The organism is Mucilaginibacter sp. (assembly GCF_041660805.1).
Taxonomy (GTDB): domain Bacteria; phylum Bacteroidota; class Bacteroidia; order Sphingobacteriales; family Sphingobacteriaceae; genus Mucilaginibacter.
Genome location: NZ_JBAZVP010000006.1, coordinates 81345 through 100952, shown reverse-complemented (window position 1 = coordinate 100952; position 19608 = coordinate 81345). Strand labels below are relative to the sequence as shown.

The 19608-nt window shown below is 41.4% G+C and carries 18 protein-coding genes; 11 read left to right on the top strand and 7 right to left on the bottom strand.

Annotated features, from left to right (window positions below):
- Position 1: 1 nt before the first annotated feature.
- The 5 genes from WC743_RS10765 to WC743_RS10745 all read right to left on the bottom strand — a co-directional run bounded on the left by WC743_RS10765 (position 2) and on the right by WC743_RS10745 (position 3633).
- The gene (locus WC743_RS10765; protein ID WP_373011981.1) at positions 2-187 is read right to left on the bottom strand and encodes a hypothetical protein; all 186 of its coding nucleotides are present in this window, start codon (positions 185-187) and stop codon (positions 2-4) included.
- A gap of 63 nt (positions 188-250) precedes the next feature.
- Positions 251-565 carry a DUF6660 family protein gene (locus tag WC743_RS10760; RefSeq protein WP_373011980.1) on the bottom strand — a complete coding sequence of 105 codons (315 nt, stop codon included), beginning with the start codon at positions 563-565 and terminating at the stop codon, positions 251-253.
- A gap of 383 nt (positions 566-948) precedes the next feature.
- Positions 949-2976 (bottom strand): heavy metal translocating P-type ATPase, encoded by a 2028-nt coding sequence (locus WC743_RS10755; RefSeq protein ID WP_373011979.1) that lies wholly within the window; start codon positions 2974-2976, stop codon positions 949-951.
- Positions 2977-2993: 17 nt separating this feature from the next.
- Entirely contained in the window at positions 2994-3170 is a 177-nt protein-coding gene (locus WC743_RS10750; protein WP_292945824.1) for a hypothetical protein, read from the bottom strand.
- Positions 3171-3219: 49 nt separating this feature from the next.
- Entirely contained in the window at positions 3220-3633 is a 414-nt protein-coding gene (locus WC743_RS10745; protein WP_373011978.1) for a Fur family transcriptional regulator, read from the bottom strand.
- Positions 3634-4623: 990 nt separating this feature from the next.
- Between WC743_RS10745 and WC743_RS10740 the strand changes: the two genes are divergently transcribed.
- The 4 genes from WC743_RS10740 (at position 4624) to WC743_RS10725 (ending at position 11383) form a co-directional block, all read left to right on the top strand.
- On the top strand, positions 4624-6063 hold the full coding sequence (locus tag WC743_RS10740; protein WP_373011977.1) for a hypothetical protein: 1440 nt from the start codon (positions 4624-4626) through the stop codon (positions 6061-6063).
- A 598-nt stretch (positions 6064-6661) separates the two neighbouring features.
- Complete coding sequence (locus tag WC743_RS10735; RefSeq protein ID WP_373011976.1) at positions 6662-8839, top strand: SulP family inorganic anion transporter; 2178 nt, start codon at positions 6662-6664, stop codon at positions 8837-8839.
- A gap of 117 nt (positions 8840-8956) precedes the next feature.
- Complete coding sequence (locus tag WC743_RS10730) at positions 8957-10066, top strand: retropepsin-like aspartic protease (RefSeq protein WP_373011975.1); 1110 nt, start codon at positions 8957-8959, stop codon at positions 10064-10066.
- Positions 10067-10621: 555 nt separating this feature from the next.
- Positions 10622-11383, top strand: coding sequence for an HAD-IIB family hydrolase (locus WC743_RS10725; protein ID WP_373011974.1), 762 nt, complete (start codon positions 10622-10624; stop codon positions 11381-11383).
- Positions 11384-11757: 374 nt separating this feature from the next.
- Here WC743_RS10725 and WC743_RS10720 read toward each other — a convergent pair whose 3' ends face one another.
- Positions 11758-11952, bottom strand: coding sequence for a hypothetical protein (locus WC743_RS10720; RefSeq protein WP_373011972.1), 195 nt, complete (start codon positions 11950-11952; stop codon positions 11758-11760).
- A gap of 621 nt (positions 11953-12573) precedes the next feature.
- Positions 12574-13230: a metal-dependent transcriptional regulator gene (locus tag WC743_RS10715; RefSeq protein WP_373011971.1), complete on the bottom strand. Its 657-nt coding sequence runs from the start codon at positions 13228-13230 to the stop codon at positions 12574-12576.
- A gap of 175 nt (positions 13231-13405) precedes the next feature.
- On the opposite strand from WC743_RS10715, the gene WC743_RS10710 reads away from it, so the two are divergent.
- The 7 genes from WC743_RS10710 (at position 13406) to WC743_RS10680 (ending at position 19605) form a co-directional block, all read left to right on the top strand.
- Positions 13406-14554, top strand: a complete 1149-nt coding sequence (locus tag WC743_RS10710; protein ID WP_373011970.1) for a di-heme oxidoredictase family protein — start codon at positions 13406-13408, stop codon at positions 14552-14554.
- Position 14555: 1 nt separating this feature from the next.
- A complete protein-coding gene (locus WC743_RS10705; protein WP_373011969.1) occupies positions 14556-14996 on the top strand; it encodes a ubiquinol-cytochrome c reductase iron-sulfur subunit in 441 nt (146 codons plus the stop codon).
- Positions 14993-16216: a hypothetical protein gene (locus WC743_RS10700; protein ID WP_373011968.1), complete on the top strand. Its 1224-nt coding sequence runs from the start codon at positions 14993-14995 to the stop codon at positions 16214-16216. The genes WC743_RS10705 and WC743_RS10700 overlap by 4 nt, the downstream gene beginning before the upstream one ends.
- Positions 16217-17037: 821 nt before the next feature.
- Complete coding sequence (locus WC743_RS10695; RefSeq protein WP_373011967.1) at positions 17038-17244, top strand: hypothetical protein; 207 nt, start codon at positions 17038-17040, stop codon at positions 17242-17244.
- Between the two features lie 501 nt (positions 17245-17745).
- Entirely contained in the window at positions 17746-18138 is a 393-nt protein-coding gene (locus WC743_RS10690) for a single-stranded DNA-binding protein (protein WP_373011966.1), read from the top strand.
- A gap of 46 nt (positions 18139-18184) precedes the next feature.
- Positions 18185-19213, top strand: a complete 1029-nt coding sequence (locus WC743_RS10685; RefSeq protein ID WP_373011965.1) for a DUF932 domain-containing protein — start codon at positions 18185-18187, stop codon at positions 19211-19213.
- A 47-nt stretch (positions 19214-19260) separates the two neighbouring features.
- Positions 19261-19605, top strand: a complete 345-nt coding sequence (locus WC743_RS10680) for a penicillin-binding protein (protein ID WP_373011964.1) — start codon at positions 19261-19263, stop codon at positions 19603-19605.
- The last annotated feature ends 3 nt before the right edge of the window (positions 19606-19608 follow it).

Genomic DNA, 19608 nt, shown 5'->3' with positions numbered 1-19608 from the left:
TTTAGTGCTTAGTTACCATATGGTAATATTTCATGGCAATGCCAATCATCGCCAGAATCATTACGATCACAATAATGACCAGTGAAATAATTCTGATAACGCGCATCCATTTTGGTTTAGGCTGGATTTTTTTTCCATAGTAAACCACACGGTGCTTGTTTGGCAGTGCTCTCTTTTTTCGAGCCATACCTGATGAATAAATTATTAAATAGAAATTTTCATGCGTTTAGCATGAGAGAGAAGAGAAATCTTAGGAAAATAATTTGGGAGGTTGCCAAATAACTATACTCCTGTTTTTGATCTTTGATGTAGGCAGTTCCGGATAGAACTTTAACACCTCTACGGGTATTGAAAATAATAGGGGTCTTATAACGGTTAGTGTTGGCGTATTACAACATGAACACTGACAAAACGGGGAACAATGATCCTGAACCGGGTTAGCCCCCCGGTGGCCTTGATCGACGGCTACTTTTGTGAGCGTTTTAGACGCGGCATTACTGTCTTTGCAGGGCATGAGCCCCAGCACAAGTATAACAGCGCACATAAATAAACTCCAAAATTTCATTATTGGCAAAACTACACAACTAAATCTATAAATACAAATTCCACTTTTATAGCAAAATTCATGTTAAGCATCATCAGATCCATCCGATTGCTGATGTAAATATATAACACTTTGATTAGTTGTAACAACTTCGCATATTGCATATTATAACTTAGTCAAAACAATCAATCAAGTTGCAAACCTCAAAGTATGCGTCTGTTTATATCTACTAATTTAGTCACAAAAACATTAACGTTTAATGCAACAGAATAGATCAAGTTTTATTGACTTTTTAAGTTTGCATAAGAATATTTATATTTAACTATTAAAGGAATTAAAATTTGTACGGTGAGAAAACAGTCTTTAGCGTCGAGGTTATGATGTTACTTAGTTATATGCGTGATCTATTCCAACTTCATTTTCTGTATTCTCACCGCATTCAGGATCGCCAGTAGCGCAACTCCTACGTCAGCAATAACCGCTTCCCATAAATTAGCTACCCCGCCTGCGCCAAGAATCAAAACAATGACTTTAACTACCATGGCGATAGTGATGTTCTGCCACACGATCCGTTTAGTAATTCGTCCGATTTTTATAGCGGCGGTAATTTTAGAAGGCTGGTCGTTCTGAATAACGATGTCTGCCGTTTCAATGGTCGCATCGCTGCCCAACCCTCCCATCGCAATCCCGGCATCAGCCAATGCCACTACCGGCGCGTCATTTACACCATCACCTACAAAAGCTATCCGGCTGCCGGCGTTCTTGTATTCCTGTACTTTCTGTACTTTTCCGTCCGGCAACAAGTCGCCAAAGGCTTTATCAAGCCCTAATAATTTAGCCACCTTATCCACAACAGCTTGTTTATCCCCTGATAACATTACTGTTTGAATTTTTAAGCTGTGCATCTGCTCAATCGCCTGTTTGGCATCTTCTTTTATTTCATCAGCTATGGTCAGATAACCGGCATACTTTTCATCGATGGCAACCACAACCACCGTATCAACCAGTTGATCTACTTCCGGCGGGTAAGCGATATTGAATTTTTTAAGCAATTTACTGTTACCCGCTAAAACAGTTTTACCATCAATCGTTCCTTTTAAACCATGCCCGGATATTTCTTCAACATCTTTAGCTTTTAGCTCACCTAAAGCCTTACCTGCATAGGCGACTACCGCTTTGGCAATTGGGTGGGTAGAATTACTTTCGATAGCCGCAGTGATCCTGACCAGTTCTTTTTGGTCAAAGCCATCGGTGACCACTTCCTGAACATTAAAAACACCTTTGGTCAGCGTACCCGTTTTATCCATAATAACCGTATTAATGGTGGTCATCACATCTAAGAAATTTGAACCTTTAAAAAGGATACCGTTACGGGAGGCCAGGCCTATGCCACCAAAATAACCCAATGGAATAGATACGACTAATGCGCAAGGGCAGCTGATCACCAGGAATACTAATGCCCGGTAAAACCATTGGTGGAAATTATAAGGGTCTGTAAAAAAATAAGGCGCAAAGCAAACCAATAGTGCCAGCGCGAATACTATAGGCGTATAGATCTTAGCAAAACGACTGATAAAAAGCTGTGTTTGTGATTTTCGGGCGGTAGCATCCTGCACCATTTCCAATATCTTACTTAGCTTACTATCTTTAAAAAGTGATTTAACCTGAACCTCCGACACCTTATCCAGGTTGATCATCCCGGCCAAAACTGTTTCGCCTTTCCTTTTGGTATCGGGTTTACTTTCCCCGGTCAGGGCAGCCGTATTAAAAATGGCGGCATCTGAATAAAGTTCGCCATCCAACGCAACCTTTTCACCGGATTTAACCTGTATGATCTCATCAATTTTGATTTCTTTCGGGTTGCTTATCAATGCTTTGCCATCCCGTATTACAGTTGCTTTATCCGGCCTGATATCCAATAAGGCTTTAATGCTTTTTTTGGCTTTGTTTACCGCTGCATCCTGGAACCATTCCCCAATAGAATAAAACACCATTACTGCCACCCCCTCACTGTAAGAGCCGATACTGAATGCACCCAATGTGGCGACACTCATCAAAAAGAACTCATTAAAAAAATCAAAGTGTTTGGCTTTACGCCAGGCCATTCCTAAAACATTATATCCAGCCAGTAAGAATGCCACTGAAAATATGATCAGATTGAAAGGAAAAGGTGGCTGATATTTAAAACCAAATTCCAGCGTAAGCATGACCAGTAATATCGCTAATGCGGTAAGCAGGGGCCAATGGCTTTGCCAGCCTTCTTCTTCAGCGGGTTTGTTCAGATCAAGAACTTCTTCGTCATCTTGGCTCTCATCAGATTTCAGCTCACGATCCTGATCCTTAATGATATTCACCTGCGGACTGTCTTTTTTAGCGGGCGCATCAGGATGAGCCGTTACTATTGGTGTCTGCTTATTTTTAATCTCTTTCATAATTTTTTGTAACTCAATTATCCTTCTGAATCTAAAAACCATAGCTCCGCTTCCGCAATTGCTTTTTTTAAAGCGACTCCCGGATCGGTTCCATCATCAAGATAACCGGCAGCCAGTTCGAGTGCCTTTTCTTTTACTTCAGGGCGCAAATCTGTTAACTGATCATCAAACCCTTTAAATTTTGTTTCACTCATTTTTAATTCCTTCAAATTTAGGCAAGGAACAACTGCAATCGTAGTGCATTTATTTCTTACATGCTGAACATAAGCCTTTCACCAGCAAGCTTGTTTCCTGCCGTTCGTATCCACCCGGTAATTTGACTTCCGGTATCTGTGTTTTCGGCAGGCAATGAGTTTCCTGGCAATTGATACAGTAGAAATGCACATGTAGGTCATGGTGCCCGTCAATAGTACAGTCAGGTTGGCAAAGCGCAAATTTGGTAACACCTGTTCCATCTTCTATTCGGTGAACCAGGCCATGTTCTTCAAATGTCCTGATGCTGCGGTACAAAGTTACCCGGTCTGTTTTTTCCATGCCCAACTCAATATCAGTTAAACTAACCGCATTGGTTTGTTTGACTAAATGATCTAATACCACTAACCGCATAGCAGTTGGATTGATCTGTTTTTCGAGTAATCTGCGTTCGAGTCCTTTCATCTTTTGCCCCTTTGCTCCACGGCCGTTTAAGCTATAATAATGTCCTTTTGTCGCTAAATATACATTAGGCGGACAGTATCTAATGGTGTAATCTATATAATCTAATTGCGCACGTAGTTATCACCTTTGTCTTGATAAATAGGATTTTATCATCTTTACCATTCGTTTTATTTACAGATACATCCAGTTGCCCTCCGAATGAGCCACTGCCTCAACAGGTACAATGGCGATTAGTTTGCTGAATGTGCTGATCTGAGCAGTGACCTACATGCCGGTATCAGATTTAATTCGCCGTATTCAACGGCTATTTCAATAAAGAAATTCAGATATGGAACTATTATCTTGGCAGGATGTCAGGCCCCAGCATGAAGATAAGAGCGCACATAGATGAATTGCTATATTAGTGCTGTAGAACCGAATAATTATTTTATAGTATAATTTCTACTTATAAGCAAGATATCTGCAAAAAAATGATACACATATCAGATTGCTAATGGTATATCTTTTACAATTTTAGTAAATAGTAACAACTTAGCATATTATAGAGAGTTATAATAATCAACATGAGTGCGAAACAAAGTCAACATCTGTTTACTTTGTGAATTAAAAAGACTAGTGTTATTAGCCTTATACTGGTTTTTTAGGTTTCAACTTCGTCATATATATTATTATCACAATGATAAAATTTAACGAAATATATAAACGCAAAACTTATCCAGTTCAAAATTAAACTGTTAACATATTCATAAAATGAAGAAATGTTTGGTTTTTTCCTTTCTACTCTTTGGAACTATATACTGCAACGCTCAAAATATTGTCTTAAGTGGAATCATACGGGATTTTGATTCTAAAAACTTTTTACAGGGTGTTACGGTTCGGGTTGGTGAGACAAGTACCGCCACGGACTCATTAGGAAAATTCAAAATCGCAATTCAGTTTTCACAATTTAAACAACACGGTATTCGCTTTACAAACGTCGGGTACAAGCAGTTGTTTCTAAACTTTGCCGGTGATTATACCTTTGATATAGAATTGCGGGCGAGTTATGTCGAGCTTACCGAAGTCAGGATTATGGGTACGGGTTCAACCATTCTGAAAAAAGCTATAAGCCGGATTCACGCGAATTATCCGCAAAGGCCTTATATCTTAACAGGCGCGATGCGGCTGCAATATTTAAGGAACCGTTCAGATCTTTTTAACAGCGATGCTATCGTGCAAATATACGTCCCCTCATACAGCGCAAATAAGCAGGAGGAAGTAAAACTGATTCAAAATAAAATTGACACAATTACTGATAAATCCCTAATTTTCATCAAATGGATCGGAGGATATTTAACCGTTCCTCATGCTGACATCATCCATAACCGTGAATCTTTTATTACAGCATCTAAGGTAAAAGACTTTCAATATCAGTTGATGCAAAAAAGAATGTACCATAACAGGAATGTTTATGTCATCAATTTTTCGCAAAGAGATTCTACTCAAAAGCAAAAGGCGACCAGCGGAACTTTATATATCGATACCGCCACTTATGCTTTTGTTGGTGCTGACATTAGTTATTTCAACGTTACCCGGTATGGCACTTTACCCAAATCAAAGCTTCAGTATCATATTGCTTATCGTCCTTTGGGTAATACCTGGTACATACAGGAAGCTTTCATGAAAGGCAATACCATTTATAAAAAGGAAAACCCCACTACAACCACCGTTTATATTACCTCAAAAATAGACACTGCCTATATTGAGCCGTTTGCCTATGGAGATATCATTCAGGAAAACGATATAACTCAAAATATTTCAAAACCAGGGGATTCCACAATTTGGCTTAAAGCTGATACACTGCTTAGCCATTCTGAGCGATACAATTATTTAAGCAAACTTTCTGCTGATATAACTGATACCATACGAGCAAATCGGAACTCAGTAAAGCAAAAAAGCAATTGGTTAAACTATTTTACGAAGGACAACTTTCATTATTCGCTAACCTTTATAAGGTTCCCGGTCAATATTATCAACGCACCTACCCACATTTCAAATTTTGTAAAATACGGGTTTCAGATAGGAACCTATTTTCGCTTATATAAGTCCATGTTTTTTCAATTTGAAGGATCAGGCAACACCGGGACAAATAAAATTAATTTTTCCCAATATGCTTTTCATTTGTCGAATGACATTGTGCTAAACAAATCTGCACACGCTATTACTTTGGCACCTTACTTGGGATACAACCTATTATCAATTGATGAGAAGAACGAGAATAAAACGGGCCGGGCAAATTATTTTGTTTATGGGACCTCCGGTGCCTATGAAATAACCCATAACGTTTCTTTTCTGATTTCCGTCGCCCTGAATCATTTTACCCTCTCTGGTAACACCCATTTTCAACCAACCAATACAACCATTTTTGCGGGTGTGCTTGTAAAACGATAATTGAAATTTGCTGAAACGGTAAAATAGTTTGGTATATTAATCCGGTTTGTTTTCAGCTTCATATTCTAATTTAGTTACCTTAGTGTGTAACATCGGTTAATTATTATAACTTAGCCTGCAATGAAGTTTGCCTGTTATCTTTTACTTATCATGATCACGTGGCTGGTAATGGTTCCCTGCATGGATTCCCGCGCAGCGAAAACTGACCAGCCGACCGTTCGTCAGGTCCCGTTAAAGAATTTCAGTCTATGTTCGGCAACAGTTGATGATTGCTCCCCATTCTGTTCTTGTACCTGTTGCAGCACTCCGTCACTTTATAAAGATAGTGCGGACCACTCAGCCATCCCAACATTTTACGCTGGTCATTATTTTTCTGTTGATCAGGACGATCTACCCGTAGCGACTGCGCCGGTCTGGTTGCCTCCCAAAATATTAGCTTAGCTTTTCTCCCGAGTCCTTGCAGGCTCTCTGTAGCTCTGTAGTATCGGCGGAAATCTCATGTATCAACAAATTTATCTTTCCACCCCATATTTCGGTGAGAGTCAACCTGTGAATTATCGCCGGACAGCCGTGCGTTTAATTCTTATATAGAAAATTAATGACTATTCTATCAAAAATCAAACACGACTTACCCGCAGGGTTAGTCGTATTTCTTGTCGCCCTGCCGTTATGCCTCGGCATTGCAATGGCATCCGGAGCGCCACTTCTTTCCGGAATTATTTCTGGTATCATTGGTGGTATCGTGGTCGGCTCAATAAGTGGTTCGCAAACCAGTATCAGCGGGCCGGCCGCCGGCTTGGCGGCTGTCGTTCTGGCTTCCATCAGCAAACTGGGCGGCTTTGAAGTTTTCTCATCAGCTTTGCTGATCGCCGGTGCGTTGCAGTTTTTAAGCGGGATATTCAAAGCCGGCTTTATCGCAAACTATATCCCTTCCAATGTAATTAAGGGTTTATTGGCCGCTATCGGCATACTTCTTATTCTTAAGCAGATACCCCTTGCTTTTGGTTATAATAGTGGCCATCAGGATGACTTTGCCTTCGTTCAGGCTAATGGAGAGAACACGATCACCCATTTATACCATGCCTTATTTCATATTACCCCGGGAGCCGTTATTATCAATTTCCTTTCGGTGCTGATTCTGGTTTTTTGGGACATCATGCCATTTAAAAAAATCAAATTTTTTCCGGCATCGCTAGTTGTTGTGCTGCTTGGGATCGGTATAAATCAACTATTCCGTTTTTTCGAACCTATACTTTATCTTGGTCAAAAGCATCTGGTAGCGCTTCCTGCTGTTAAGCCTGGTGATCTGTTCTCTTTCTTACATTTACCAGATCTTGCCTCACTGACCAATTACAATGTTTGGTTAACTGCGGTCACCATCGCTATCGTGGCCTCGCTGGAGACGCTGTTAAATTTGGAAGCAGTAGATAATATTGATCCGCATAAACGGCAGTCTCCGCCTAATAAGGAACTGGTCGCACAGGGCGTTGGCAATATTTTAGCAGGGTTGACCGGCGGTCTGCCCGTTACATCGGTGATCGTCCGCAGTTCAGTCAATATTAACGCAGGCGCAAAAAGCAAGGCTTCCAGCGTTATCCATGGTATTTTCCTTCTGCTGGCGATCTTGTTTTTAAGTCCTTTTATCAATCTGATACCGTTTCCCTCTTTAGCGGCCATATTAATGGTGACCGGTTACAAGCTGGCGAAGATTTCCATCTTTAAAGAGATGTATGCGAAAGGTTGGAAACAGTTCATTCCGTTCGTTGTAACAATCACTGCCATCATTTTTACTGATCTGCTGATCGGCATCCTGATCGGTTTGGCCGTCAGTTTATTCTATCTTTTAAAAAGCAATTACAGCAATCCGTTCCTGCTTGAAAGAATCCAGCTCCAGCAAGGTGAAACGATCCGGCTTGAATTACCCAGTCAGGTCTCCTTTCTAAACAAGGCGGGTATAAAAGATACGCTGTTAACGGTTCCGGCCGGTTCTAATGTTATTATTGATGGTAGTAAGGCTGACTTTATTGATAACGATGTGTTGGAATTATTCGATGATTACAAGAACGTGGTCGCACCGGAAAAGCAAATCATGCTGAACATGATCGGCATCAGGTCAGCTTATCAACTGTCAGACCATGTGCAGTTTGTTAATGTGTTAGACCGTCAGGCGCAACAGCAACTTAATCCGGAACAGGTAGTAAATTTATTGAAAAGCGGAAATGAGCGGTTTAGACAAGGAAAATGGAATGCGAAGTATTTCCGGCATCAGGTCAATGCGACCTCATCAGGCCAATTTCCTATGGCTGTGATCATCAGCTGCATCGATTCGAGGACATCGCCGGAAATCATCTTTGATGCCAGCCTCGGGGATATTTTGTCTATCCGTATAGCAGGCAATATTGTCAGCAATGAGATCATCGGCAGTTTAGAACTTGCTATCAGGGAAATGGGGGTAAAACTGGTCGTCGTCATGGGGCATTCCAAGTGCGGAGCTGTGGGCGCCGCGATAAATGCTATGGATAATGAGAATATTGGCTTTGTTACCAGGAAAATCAATCCGGCCATCGTTACGGCCAAAAACATTAGCCCTGTTTTTGATGGCGGCGAATTCTCTGAGCGGGTAGAGCACATTAACATTAGCAATTCTATCGAGGAGATCTTAAACTGCAGCCCGCTGATCCGGCAGCAAAACCATGAAGGTAAAGTTGGCCTTTTAGCTGCTTACTATGATACCGCAACCGGAATTATAGCATTCAAAAGCCTCATATGGTGTTGACCCCTGTCTATTTCAACTAAGTGAATTACGAATTTAGTCCTTTAAACTATGAAAATATCCTTAATTTTAATAATAAGCCTGCTTTACCTGAGGTCAAGCCGGGCTCAATCGCAAACCTTGAATCTGGGAGGTGCAGCACCTAAAGGCTATTATGCCGAAATGCCCTATGAATTTATCGGCGGAAAAATCATTATAAAGGCAGAACTTGGCGGGAAGTTGCGCAGGTTTTTACTGGATACAGGTGCCCCTGTTGCTATCAGTAAGGAATTGTCTGCCGAATTAAAAGCTGACCTCATCTATAATAATATGATCAGGGACGTTAATGGCGTGGCTGATTCCGCAGCCGTGGTCAGATTGGGCCATATCCGATTGGGTAATATCGATTTTGTTGATATCCCGGCGGTAGTGGTTGAATCGGATTTTTATAAGTGTTTTGATATTGAGGGGGTCATCGGCAGTAATCTGTTCAGAAATTCAATCATTACCATCGCCGGCGATAGAAGGCAGATCATTATTACCGACCAGCCGGACAAAGTGAAATTAAATCCTAAAAGCAGTGTGCCAATGATCACTACCGGAAAGAACAACCAGCAGAGCAATCCTTTCATTAAGGTCACATTGAAATATGGCGTCGGCATGTTATTAGGTTTCGACACAGGCGATAGTGATTTCCTGCGTTTTACCGATGACTATATGATGCAATTACAGAATAAAGGGGTTTATGACATTGTAGCTAAAGGATATGGTGCGAACAGTGTCGGTCTCTTCGGCTTGCAGGCGGTTGCCGATAAATACCTGCTGAAATTAAGTGCTATAACTATCGGCACGGCACGATTCAATAATGTGATCACGGAAACCAATAAAGGCGGCTTACCGGCGATGGGAACAAAGCTCTTAGAATATGGAAATGTCACGCTTGACTTTATTAAAGGTAAATTTTATTTTGATGCTCATAAGCCCGTCCACGACCTAAACCGAAAAATCTGGCCGTTTCAGCCAGTGGTTTCTGACGGTAAACTGGTGGTCGGTCTGATCTGGGACAAAAGCGGGAATTCGGTAAAACCGGGTGAACAAATTACAGAAATCGACGGCCAAGCCTATCCGAGCGTAAGCCTCTGCGAAATGATCACGAGCAAGCAACCTCTGTTAGCAGGAAAAGAGTCGGCAGTTATCCAGTTAAAGGACCAACAAGGCAAAAGCCGAAAACTATTGATCACAAAAAATTAAAAGGGTGCATAAACTAAAATAATTAATAATTAATAATTAATAATTAATAATTAATAATTAATAATTAATAATTAATAATTAAATCAACATAAAATGGAATTAATAACTGGTTTAGTGATAATTTCTTTGATATTCATCGCTGAAATTATCAGTTTTTTGGAAATCGTTCTTTCTATGGGTTCAACTAAAGGGCTGACGGGAAAGGGTCTCTGGGACATGCTATCTCAGATAAGGAAATACGCATACTCACCTCTTTTTAAAGTATCCTGTCTTTTAGTTAAATATGCCGACCATTACGCTCAGCATCGAATCCTGTCCCAATGACTAAGAAATAAACGATCAATAGCTTTATGAAAGATCAAAACGAACCAAAAAAGCGGGAAGGAAAAAGAGCCTGGTTTAAAAATATAAGATTTCCATCCTTCTGGGAGGGGATCATTTACATTATCTTATCTATTCTGATTGGCATCGCTTTATTGGGTAAAATACTCCTGCCTTATCTATAGTGTTGCCCGACAAAACAACCGGTCTGAATAACATCTAAAATAATTATTAATGAAAAAACTGATCATATTTGACCTTGATGGCACTTTAGCTGAAAGCAAGGCGCCGCTTGATACTGAAATGGCTGAATTGCTAACTCGCTTACTTACTACGGCTAAGGTCGCAGTGATCTCAGGCGGAGACTGGCCGCAATTTGAAAAACAGGTACTTGCGAAAATTCCCCAGAACAGCCTGCTGAAAAGATTGTCGATCCTTCCGACCTGCGGAACAAAATATTACCATTACACCACGCGCTGGGAACCGCTCTACGCTGAAAATTTCTCCAAAACCGAGAAGGAACTAATCACAAATAGCCTAAACGGGGCGATTGCACAATCAGGCATAGCTTTCGGCAAACTTTGGGGAGAACAGATGGAGGATCGCGGTAGCCAAATTACATTCTCTGGGTTAGGGCAGCAGGCACCACTGAACGAAAAAAGCAGATGGGACCCTGACTTTTCAAAACGCGCTAAGATCAAAACGATACTGGATGCAAAATTAACCGGCTTCGCCGTAAACATGGGCGGAACAACGTCTATTGACATTACTAAGCACGGAATAGATAAAGCCTATGGAATTTATAAGTTAAGGGATATACTGAAGATAAGTATCTTGGAAATGATTTTTTTAGGTGACGCGTTGATCCCGGGAGGTAATGACCAGCCTGTCCGCAAAACAGGGGCGGATTGCATTAAAGTGCGGGACCCGGAAGAGACCAAGCGTGTGATAGAGGGAATAATCGCTTGTTTAGCCGGTGTTAATTCGAATAACTAAGACCCCGCATACTTTATTTGTCTCTTGTTTTTGCTTTGTCTGGTCGCAGGAAAAGTGCAGCATGGTTGTCATCACATTAGATGCTTATAAATTACGGAAACGCTTAATATGAAGCAAAGACCTGCAACCGGTTTGATCTCATCTATACCTAATTTCAATTCAAACATGTCAGAGAACAGTTTATTTTTAGTTTCTACCAGGCGACTGCTAAGTTAAATGATAACCAACAGGCGTTCAAAGTCCCTTACAATATAGATCGCAAAAAATCAGTAAATTGAAAGACGATGGGTAGTGGTGTAGATTAAGAGGTGTAATTGGGTTATCGCATAATAAAGTCAAAAGGCCCGATATTCTGTTCGGGCCTTTTGATAAGATCAGGATTTTTTAGTATGGTGCTCCGATTCCTCGTGATGTTCTTCTTCCTGATGATGTTCCGGCTCATCGTGGTGTTCCGGTTCGTTTTCGTGTCCCGGCCCCTCATGGTGTTCGGGATGTACATGGTGCTCCTTGTGCTCGTGATGTTCCGGGTGCTGATCTTTTTCTGGCTGTTCTTGATTTCCTGGTGTCATAATTAAATTTTTAGATTGGTAATTATTAAATAACAGGAATACCCAACAATAAGTTTCACCGGTGTACAACAAAAGTTAGAAGTTAACCGCTAATTCATTGCCAAAAATTAAATTACTATCTGTAAATTTTGATCAAATTACTTTATAAGTACCGCCCGTATTGCTTTAGTTTTTTTGTAATGCAGCAAATATTTGGTGATCGAAAGGTGATTTGCTTTTAGCCGGTCAGCGTCTACAGAAATTACATATTGTGTCGGTTAACTGCCAAAACTGCCGACATCTGCAATACCGGGCAAATTTTATCAAGGCACTACCTTTATAAAAGGCGTGGTCAATTTTCATAAACTCTGCTCATCATATTCATGATCGCACACTATCAAATCGGCAGAAAATAGTTTTATAATAAAATGATATTGCCATCAATGTTTCCTGATGCCATGAACATACTGCATGACCGCTTCAATAATGACCAGTAGCATACCTGTCGCCAACATAATCATCCCGATGATCCGGATTATTTTTATCCATAATGGGCGCGGCCGAGTTTTTCGTGCGTATTGTAATGTGCGATGTACTGCCGCCCCTTTCTTTTTATTTCGGGCCATTTATATTTGGTGGAAATTAGTTTATCAATATACTTTCCAAAAATTTTCTTGAAACGCTGATACTACTGCCCTTGTTAATTTTAATTACAGCGGATTGATCGAAATCAATAATTTGCTCGACCATCAGCTTTGACCCGATTTTTATATCCAGTTGTTTCAGGTAGTTTAAAAACATAGATGAACTGTCCTTTACGCCAACTACCTCTAACTCGATCCCTATAGTCGAATCCGACAACAATTTGCCCGATACTTGGGAAATGTTTCCTTTGATATCCGGTATGGGGTGACCATGCGGATCGAATTGAGGAAATCCCAGGAATTTATCCAAACGATCCGCCAGTTCAGGGTGATGAACATGCTCTAACTGTTCGGCGATGTCGTGAATCTCTTCCCAGGAAAACTCCAGTTTTTCTGCTAATAAAACTTCCCATAAACGGTGTTTTCGAACAATGTCTATTGCTGCCTTTTCCCCTGCTCTTGTTAGACTGGCACCTTTCTTTTTGTCATAATCCACCAATTCCTTAGCCGTCAATTTTCTGAGCATACTTATGACCGAGGCTGCGGTGTTCTCTAATGACGCGGCCAGTGTTGTGATACTAACCTTCTCCTTGCTATTTCTGCTTAAATGAAAAATAGCCTTCAAATAATTTTCTTCTGATAATGTCCTTGTCATCCTTTGTTCTTCAAAACAAAAATACTCTTTAATCCTTAAAATAAAAATTAGCCATGTCTAATTTATATTAGTTGTATAATTAAATTAATAATATATGTTTGTACTATTGAAAAAAATATGAATAATGAATAAGAATCATTTTGCTGTTATCGGACTGTTTTTGTTGCTGATTACAATGATAATATCCTGTCAGAAACTTGAACCTTCTGCGCCTGCCGACGATTCCATCCTTGACGGGCCTGTCGAAAATTTAACATCAGCCCAAAATTTACAACATCTTGCCGGCGATGTGGGGTTTAACGGGCAGGTTTTTACAGCGGCTACCGGATTGGGTCCCGTATTTGTAGCAACCAGTTGCGGAAGCTGCCACGCAGGTGATGGTAAAGGTCATCCGTTTACTACATTGACCAGGTTTGGAAAAAACGATAGTCTTGGGCGTAATGAATTTGATCACGGGCCGCAATTACAGGAGCGTGCATTACCGGGCTATGCCCCTGAAAAGTTACCCGCAGGCACCAGCTTTGCTAAATTTACGCCGCCTATAAATTCAGGACTGGGCTTCATAGAATTGGTTAGCGAAGATGATATACTGGCGATGGCCGCCGGGAACGTCAATAATCCTGATGGCGTTAGAGGTCATCCCAACTGGGCACTGCTGCCAACCTATATTAAAATCAGGCCTGGCAGTAAAAATCAGGGGAACAGGTATATCACCCGTTTTGGTAAGAAAGCCAGTACTTATAATTTGCTCCACCAGACCATCCTTGCTTACAATCAGGACATGGGTATTGCTTCGTCGTTTGATCCAAGTGACGTTTTTACTTTGTTAGATACCGATCCCGAGATCTCCGATAAAATAGTAAGAGAAGTAGTTTTTTACCTGCAAACCCTTAAAGCACCGATTCAACGTGACCAGCATAATTCTGATGTGATAACAGGTAAAGACCTTTTTGTTCAAATAGGTTGCGAGAGTTGCCATAAGCAAACATTGAAAACAGGCATTTCGCCGGTTTCGGCGCTTGACAATAAGGAGTTCCACCCTTACACCGACCTCCTGGTACATGATATGGGGCCGGGTTTAGATGACGGCTATACAGAAGGTTCCGCCAAAACAAGCGAATGGCGCACAGCACCTTTATGGGGATTAGGATTAGCGCCTAAATCTCAGGGAGGGCAGTTTTTTTTACTGCACGATGGCCGGGCCAGGAGTATCGACGAGGCGATACAAATGCATGGCGGAGAAGCCTTAGTCATCAAAAACAGGTACAACGCGCTCCAGGAAAATGAAAAGCAAAAAGTGATCAAATTTTTAAATAGCCTTTAACATGGACAGAAGGAAATTCATAGCTACAACGTGTCTAAGCTGTATGAGCGGCGGATTATTATTGGCGTTCGAAGGATGCGGAACGGCCTCCAAACTGATATCCGCTGATATTGCCGGTTCAAATATGCTGTTACCACTTAGCGAATTTGAACATAAAAAAGGCGGTAAAAAAGACTTCCGGAAATACGTGGTCGTCCAAAATGACCTATTGAAATACCCGATATGTGTGTACCGATTTAGTGATACCCAATTCGAGGCGCTATGGATGCGCTGCACGCACCAGGGGACGGAACTACAGGTGTTTTGGGATAAAATGCAATGTCCGGCGCATGGCAGCGAATTTAATAATCGCGGCCAGGTAGTAAACGGACCTGCGGCAAATCCCCTTAGAAACTTTCCGGTAACGATCACTGATAACCAATTAAGAATATCTTTAAAATGAGAATTATAGCCTTTTCTGCTTTTTTATTTATTGCGATTAGCGCGCAAGCACAAATTGATACTACTTTATTAAGGCGCACTACAGCAGATACATCAAAAAGAAAAATGAACATGGATGCTATTTATAACCGTCCTATGTTGCAATCGGGAAAGCTTCCGGTTTCATTAGGGGGATATGTAGAGGCCAATTATCAGCACTTAGGTACAGACGGTATTTCAGAAGGCCACCAGTTTCAATTCAGAAGGTTGACCTTATTTGTAGCATCGACCATTTCCAGCCGCATCAAATTTTTATCAGAAATTGAATTTGAACCTGCCGATAAGGAGATCAGCGTAGAATTTGCTGCGGTCGATGTAGAGTTTCACCCGCTCTTTAATTTACGCGGGGGAATGATCGTTAATCCGATAGGTGCATTTAACCAAAACCATGATGGCCCTAAATGGGAATTTACAGACCGCCCTATTTCTGCTGAAAAAATGCTGCCTGCCACCTGGAGCAATGCAGGCTTTGGCGTATATGGTAAATATTACCAAAACAGATGGTTGCTTGGCTATGAGTTATATCTGACCAGTGGATTTGATAATACGATCATTGAAAATGAATTTAACAGGACCTACCTTCCGGCAGCTAAAGCAAATGCCGAACGCTTTGAAGAAAGTAATAACGGTGAACCTTTAATCACAGCTAAGGTGGCGGTAAAAAACACCCGTTTCGGCGAGATAGGCTTTTCCTACATGGGCGGCATTTATAACAAATACCAGGAGGATGGTTTTAAATTAGACGATAAACGGCGCCTTGATGTTTTTGCTTTGGATATCAATACAAGGATCAGTAAAACAGGAACTGCATTTACCGGGGAATATGCCTGGATCTTTGTAAATGTTCCTGATACCTATTCGCAACAATTCGGAAATAAACAACATGGCGGATTTTTGGACATCGTACAGTCTGTGTTAAAAGACAATTTATTAGGCTGGCGAAACGCGGTACTAAACCTTGCCTGCCGTTTAGAATATGTAGATTATAATGTTGGGCGGTTCAAAGAAACGGGCGGAAATATCGGCGACGAAATTTGGAGTATTATGCCTGCTGTTAGTTTCAGACCCAATCCACAGACAGTTTTGCGTTTAAACTACCGTTTTCAAAAACAACGGGATATTTTTACTAATCCGGCTGTTAACATCGCCGGATTTAGCTTTGGGATATCAACTTATTTTTAACCCGACCAAGGGAAGCGAACAGCGTCTGATATACCGACTCAAATCGCAAATTATTCTAATGTATGGTAAGAGGTAATTCCCGGCCTTTAGACAATTTGTTCAGCAGCAATCTTAGCTTTGCAATTGAGCGCCCCCGTATTTTCTTCAAAGCAACCAACGATGCGAAAATATAGTATTGACGGTGTTCACCAATGCTTCCGCACTTCAACCACATATTCCCTGTGATATGCCCTACTATTATTTTCTATATTCACCCCACGGATATTTAAAAGAACACCCAGAGCACTATATTTAGAGGAGTCACACCAATAATAATTATGCCTTCTTCGATCATCGCTACTTTATAATTCAATATTACCTCAAAACGCCGACGATGCATTATGATTCCGGCAAGATGTACAACGACGCTCCAGTTACCAAAAAAGGTCTTCAAAATGCACGCTAAATGTCGTTAATTTCAAATAAAAAACAATATTTTAACCTATATGCACAGTCCGGGCCTTATTTCCACTTTTACCCGTTCCTTTATAAGGATAAATTAATTAATCGAGCTTTTCTGTTTTTCAAACTTATTTTCCCCTGCACAATATCCCTAACCATTCCGCTCGTCCCTATTCTATTTCTCACTCATCATGGCATCCCCTTCGGGACGGGCTTTCCGCTGTATCTTCTATCGAAGGATGCCGCTTCCAATCCCATGATGCATTTCCCTTCCCACAAATCCCTCTTTTAAAAAAATAATAGAAATTCCGCATGCTGATTAAAGTTCATGCGCTTCGGAGCAGCCGAAAAAACTCTGCCATGAACACATACCCCATAAAGTGAATAATATATGTGCCCCGCCTGAAAAACTTGATTCAGTTTATGCTGGCTTTGGCGCAAGGAAAAAAAACAGACCGCATCATGGTGGAATGTATGGCCAAGCGATGTTGCCCGCCGACGACATTGCCAGGCTACAGCAACAGGCTCCTGAAGACATCATCGGCAGCCAGCAGGCATTCGCAGGCGGCGAGGAAATTCTGAACTGACACGACCCTTCTGAAATGTTCTTTGATGAAGATACGCGGGAAGAAATCGGCATAATTGTATCAACTACCGGTTGGCCGGTGATTAACAGGTTAGATATTCTCTCTTGTTCGGACAGCGTTTGGGACTTGTTTTTGTTTTGCCGGAGGTATATTAAATTTCAAGTTTAAGTCCTGTTTTCCTGTCATCTGGGATCTTCATCGCCTATGGCTCCAACGGCATTTTTTTATTTAATCAATGAATATTTTTAGGCGAAACGGGTAAAAAGCGCAGCTAAAATCAAGCCCGGATCTGTCGTTGGATTTGCAAAAGACTACGGCATAAACGGTTTCCTCCCCGCCCTTTGGGCGGGTCCCCTCCAATTATTCCGTTTCCTTTTGCCCGCTGCCGGGCTTTACGATTTGCTTTCTTTTTTCCCTTTTTCTTTTAAAAATAATCAATCAGGGCAAGGCGGCGAAAGGAAAAGCAAATAACAAATTATTCATTATTAAACATTTAAAATTATGCTATTCACAGGAAGATTAACCGCAAACGCAGCAATCAATGCGGTCAAAGGGGACAAACAGGTAATCAATTTTACCGTAGCTATCAACCAAAAATGGAAAAACAAAGCGGGCGAAAAAAAGGAAAAAACCGCATTCGTTGACTGCGCCTACTGGCGCAATTCAGGCATAGCCGAATACCTCACCAAAGGGGCAGTAGTGGAAATTTCGGGATGGATGGAAGCGCAGGGCTACCAAAGCAAAAAAGACGGCATCCGTGCAAGGCTGATTTGTACCTGTGACACCATTAAGCTTTTTTCTTTAGTGGCAAAGGCAAGCGACCCTACCGACAGCGCAGAGAAAAGAGCCGTAACCGCAGGTACAGGAAAAGACGATGACGACCTGCCATTCTAAGCAAACCCAATCATAACAAATTTCAAAAGACTTAAAAATTACCATCATGGCACACAATATCAATTTCAACGAGCAAACAGGACAACACAGTTTTTTCAGCGTAAAGGAAAAGGCATGGCACGGATTAGGGCAAATCGTAGAGGATTACCCCACCAGTAAAGAAGCATTGCAATTCGCAGGGCTTGACTTCAACGTAGTAAAAATGCCGAATATCCACCGCTTGCAGGACGGCACAGAAACTATTTCAAAAAGTTCATTTTTTACCTACCGTACCGATAACGGCGCAATATTAGGCGATAAAGTAGGTACAGATTATAACATTGTTCAGAATGCAGATGCATTCGGTTTTTTTGATGCCATCGTAGGCGGGGACGGGATGCAATATGAAACCGCAGGGGCTTTAGGCAACGGTGAAAAGATTTTTATCACCGCAAAACTCCCCGGCTATATTAAAGTAGGCAATGATGATTATATCGAAAAATACCTATTCCTGACTACCTCGCACGATGGTTCGGGCAGTATCACCGCAGCATTTACCCCCATCAGGATTGTTTGCCAAAACACGCTGAGCGCTGCACTCCGTAACAGCTCCAATACGATTAAGATACGTCATACCGCAAGCGCAGAGGACAGGCTAAAAGAAGCCCACAAAGTAATGGGCATATCCAACAAAATGGCTGATGAACTGGACGGCATCTTTAACCAATGGACAAAGGTACGCATCACTGATAAGGACGTAATGAAGCTTATCCAACAGGCAATGGCACCGAGCAAGGAAGTATTAAAGAGCCTGAAAACAGGCGAAGAACTTTCTACCGTCTTTAAGAACATCTGTGATAATGCCTTTATGTACGCAATGGCAAGCCCGACCCAACAGACCGAAACCACCAAAGGCACTTTGTTTGGAGCGTTCAACGCCATAACAGGCTATTTTCAAAATGTCAAGGAATACAAGGACGATGAAGCCAAAGTAAAATCCATCATAGGCGGGACAGGACAGTTACGCACACAGGCTGCATTTGATTTATGCCTCGGCTATGCCAAAAACGGGGAAGAAGCATTAACCCTCAATTAATCACCATTCGGGGGGAGCAATCCCCCCTTAAACTAAAATCAAAGAATATGACACGCTCAAATCTTTATATCACCCTTACTAATGGCAAAGCCATTATTTGCGTTGCTGATAGCAGTAGCGCACCTGAACAGGGTTATCTCGTAGAATCCTTATTGTTACCGCTTTTATCGCTGAGTGATGCGGATGAGGAACTGGCGTTATTAGGTGCGCATTGCGCCATGAATGAACTGCGCACCAATGCAACCTATCGCTATGAAATTAATCTCCAAACCAAAACGGTAGAGTTTTTTGACGAGATATATTTCTATAAAACGGACATTTTTCGTAAAGGCGAGAACCTTACCCGCAGGTACACCATTTACCTATCGTCAATTGAAAATAAAACCCTTTGAAGC

What these genes read in the sequence shown, in the direction of transcription:
- WC743_RS10745 (WP_373011978.1), bottom strand. Translation starts at nt 3,633, where the DNA reads ATGAAAGGACTCGAACGCAGATTACTCGAAAAACAGATCAATCCAACT.
- WC743_RS10700 (WP_373011968.1), top strand. Translation starts at nt 14,993, where the DNA reads ATGAGAATTATAGCCTTTTCTGCTTTTTTATTTATTGCGATTAGCGCG.
- WC743_RS10690 (WP_373011966.1), top strand. Translation starts at nt 17,746, where the DNA reads ATGCTATTCACAGGAAGATTAACCGCAAACGCAGCAATCAATGCGGTC.
- WC743_RS10755 (WP_373011979.1), bottom strand. Translation starts at nt 2,976, where the DNA reads ATGAAAGAGATTAAAAATAAGCAGACACCAATAGTAACGGCTCATCCT.
- WC743_RS10720 (WP_373011972.1), bottom strand. Translation starts at nt 11,952, where the DNA reads ATGACACCAGGAAATCAAGAACAGCCAGAAAAAGATCAGCACCCGGAA.
- WC743_RS10725 (WP_373011974.1), top strand. Translation starts at nt 10,622, where the DNA reads ATGAAAAAACTGATCATATTTGACCTTGATGGCACTTTAGCTGAAAGC.
- WC743_RS10710 (WP_373011970.1), top strand. Translation starts at nt 13,406, where the DNA reads ATGATAATATCCTGTCAGAAACTTGAACCTTCTGCGCCTGCCGACGAT.
- WC743_RS10760 (WP_373011980.1), bottom strand. Translation starts at nt 565, where the DNA reads ATGAAATTTTGGAGTTTATTTATGTGCGCTGTTATACTTGTGCTGGGG.
- WC743_RS10765 (WP_373011981.1), bottom strand. Translation starts at nt 187, where the DNA reads ATGGCTCGAAAAAAGAGAGCACTGCCAAACAAGCACCGTGTGGTTTAC.
- WC743_RS10705 (WP_373011969.1), top strand. Translation starts at nt 14,556, where the DNA reads ATGGACAGAAGGAAATTCATAGCTACAACGTGTCTAAGCTGTATGAGC.
- WC743_RS10680 (WP_373011964.1), top strand. Translation starts at nt 19,261, where the DNA reads ATGACACGCTCAAATCTTTATATCACCCTTACTAATGGCAAAGCCATT.
- WC743_RS10750 (WP_292945824.1), bottom strand. Translation starts at nt 3,170, where the DNA reads ATGAGTGAAACAAAATTTAAAGGGTTTGATGATCAGTTAACAGATTTG.
- WC743_RS10685 (WP_373011965.1), top strand. Translation starts at nt 18,185, where the DNA reads ATGGCACACAATATCAATTTCAACGAGCAAACAGGACAACACAGTTTT.
- WC743_RS10735 (WP_373011976.1), top strand. Translation starts at nt 6,662, where the DNA reads ATGACTATTCTATCAAAAATCAAACACGACTTACCCGCAGGGTTAGTC.
- WC743_RS10715 (WP_373011971.1), bottom strand. Translation starts at nt 13,230, where the DNA reads ATGACAAGGACATTATCAGAAGAAAATTATTTGAAGGCTATTTTTCAT.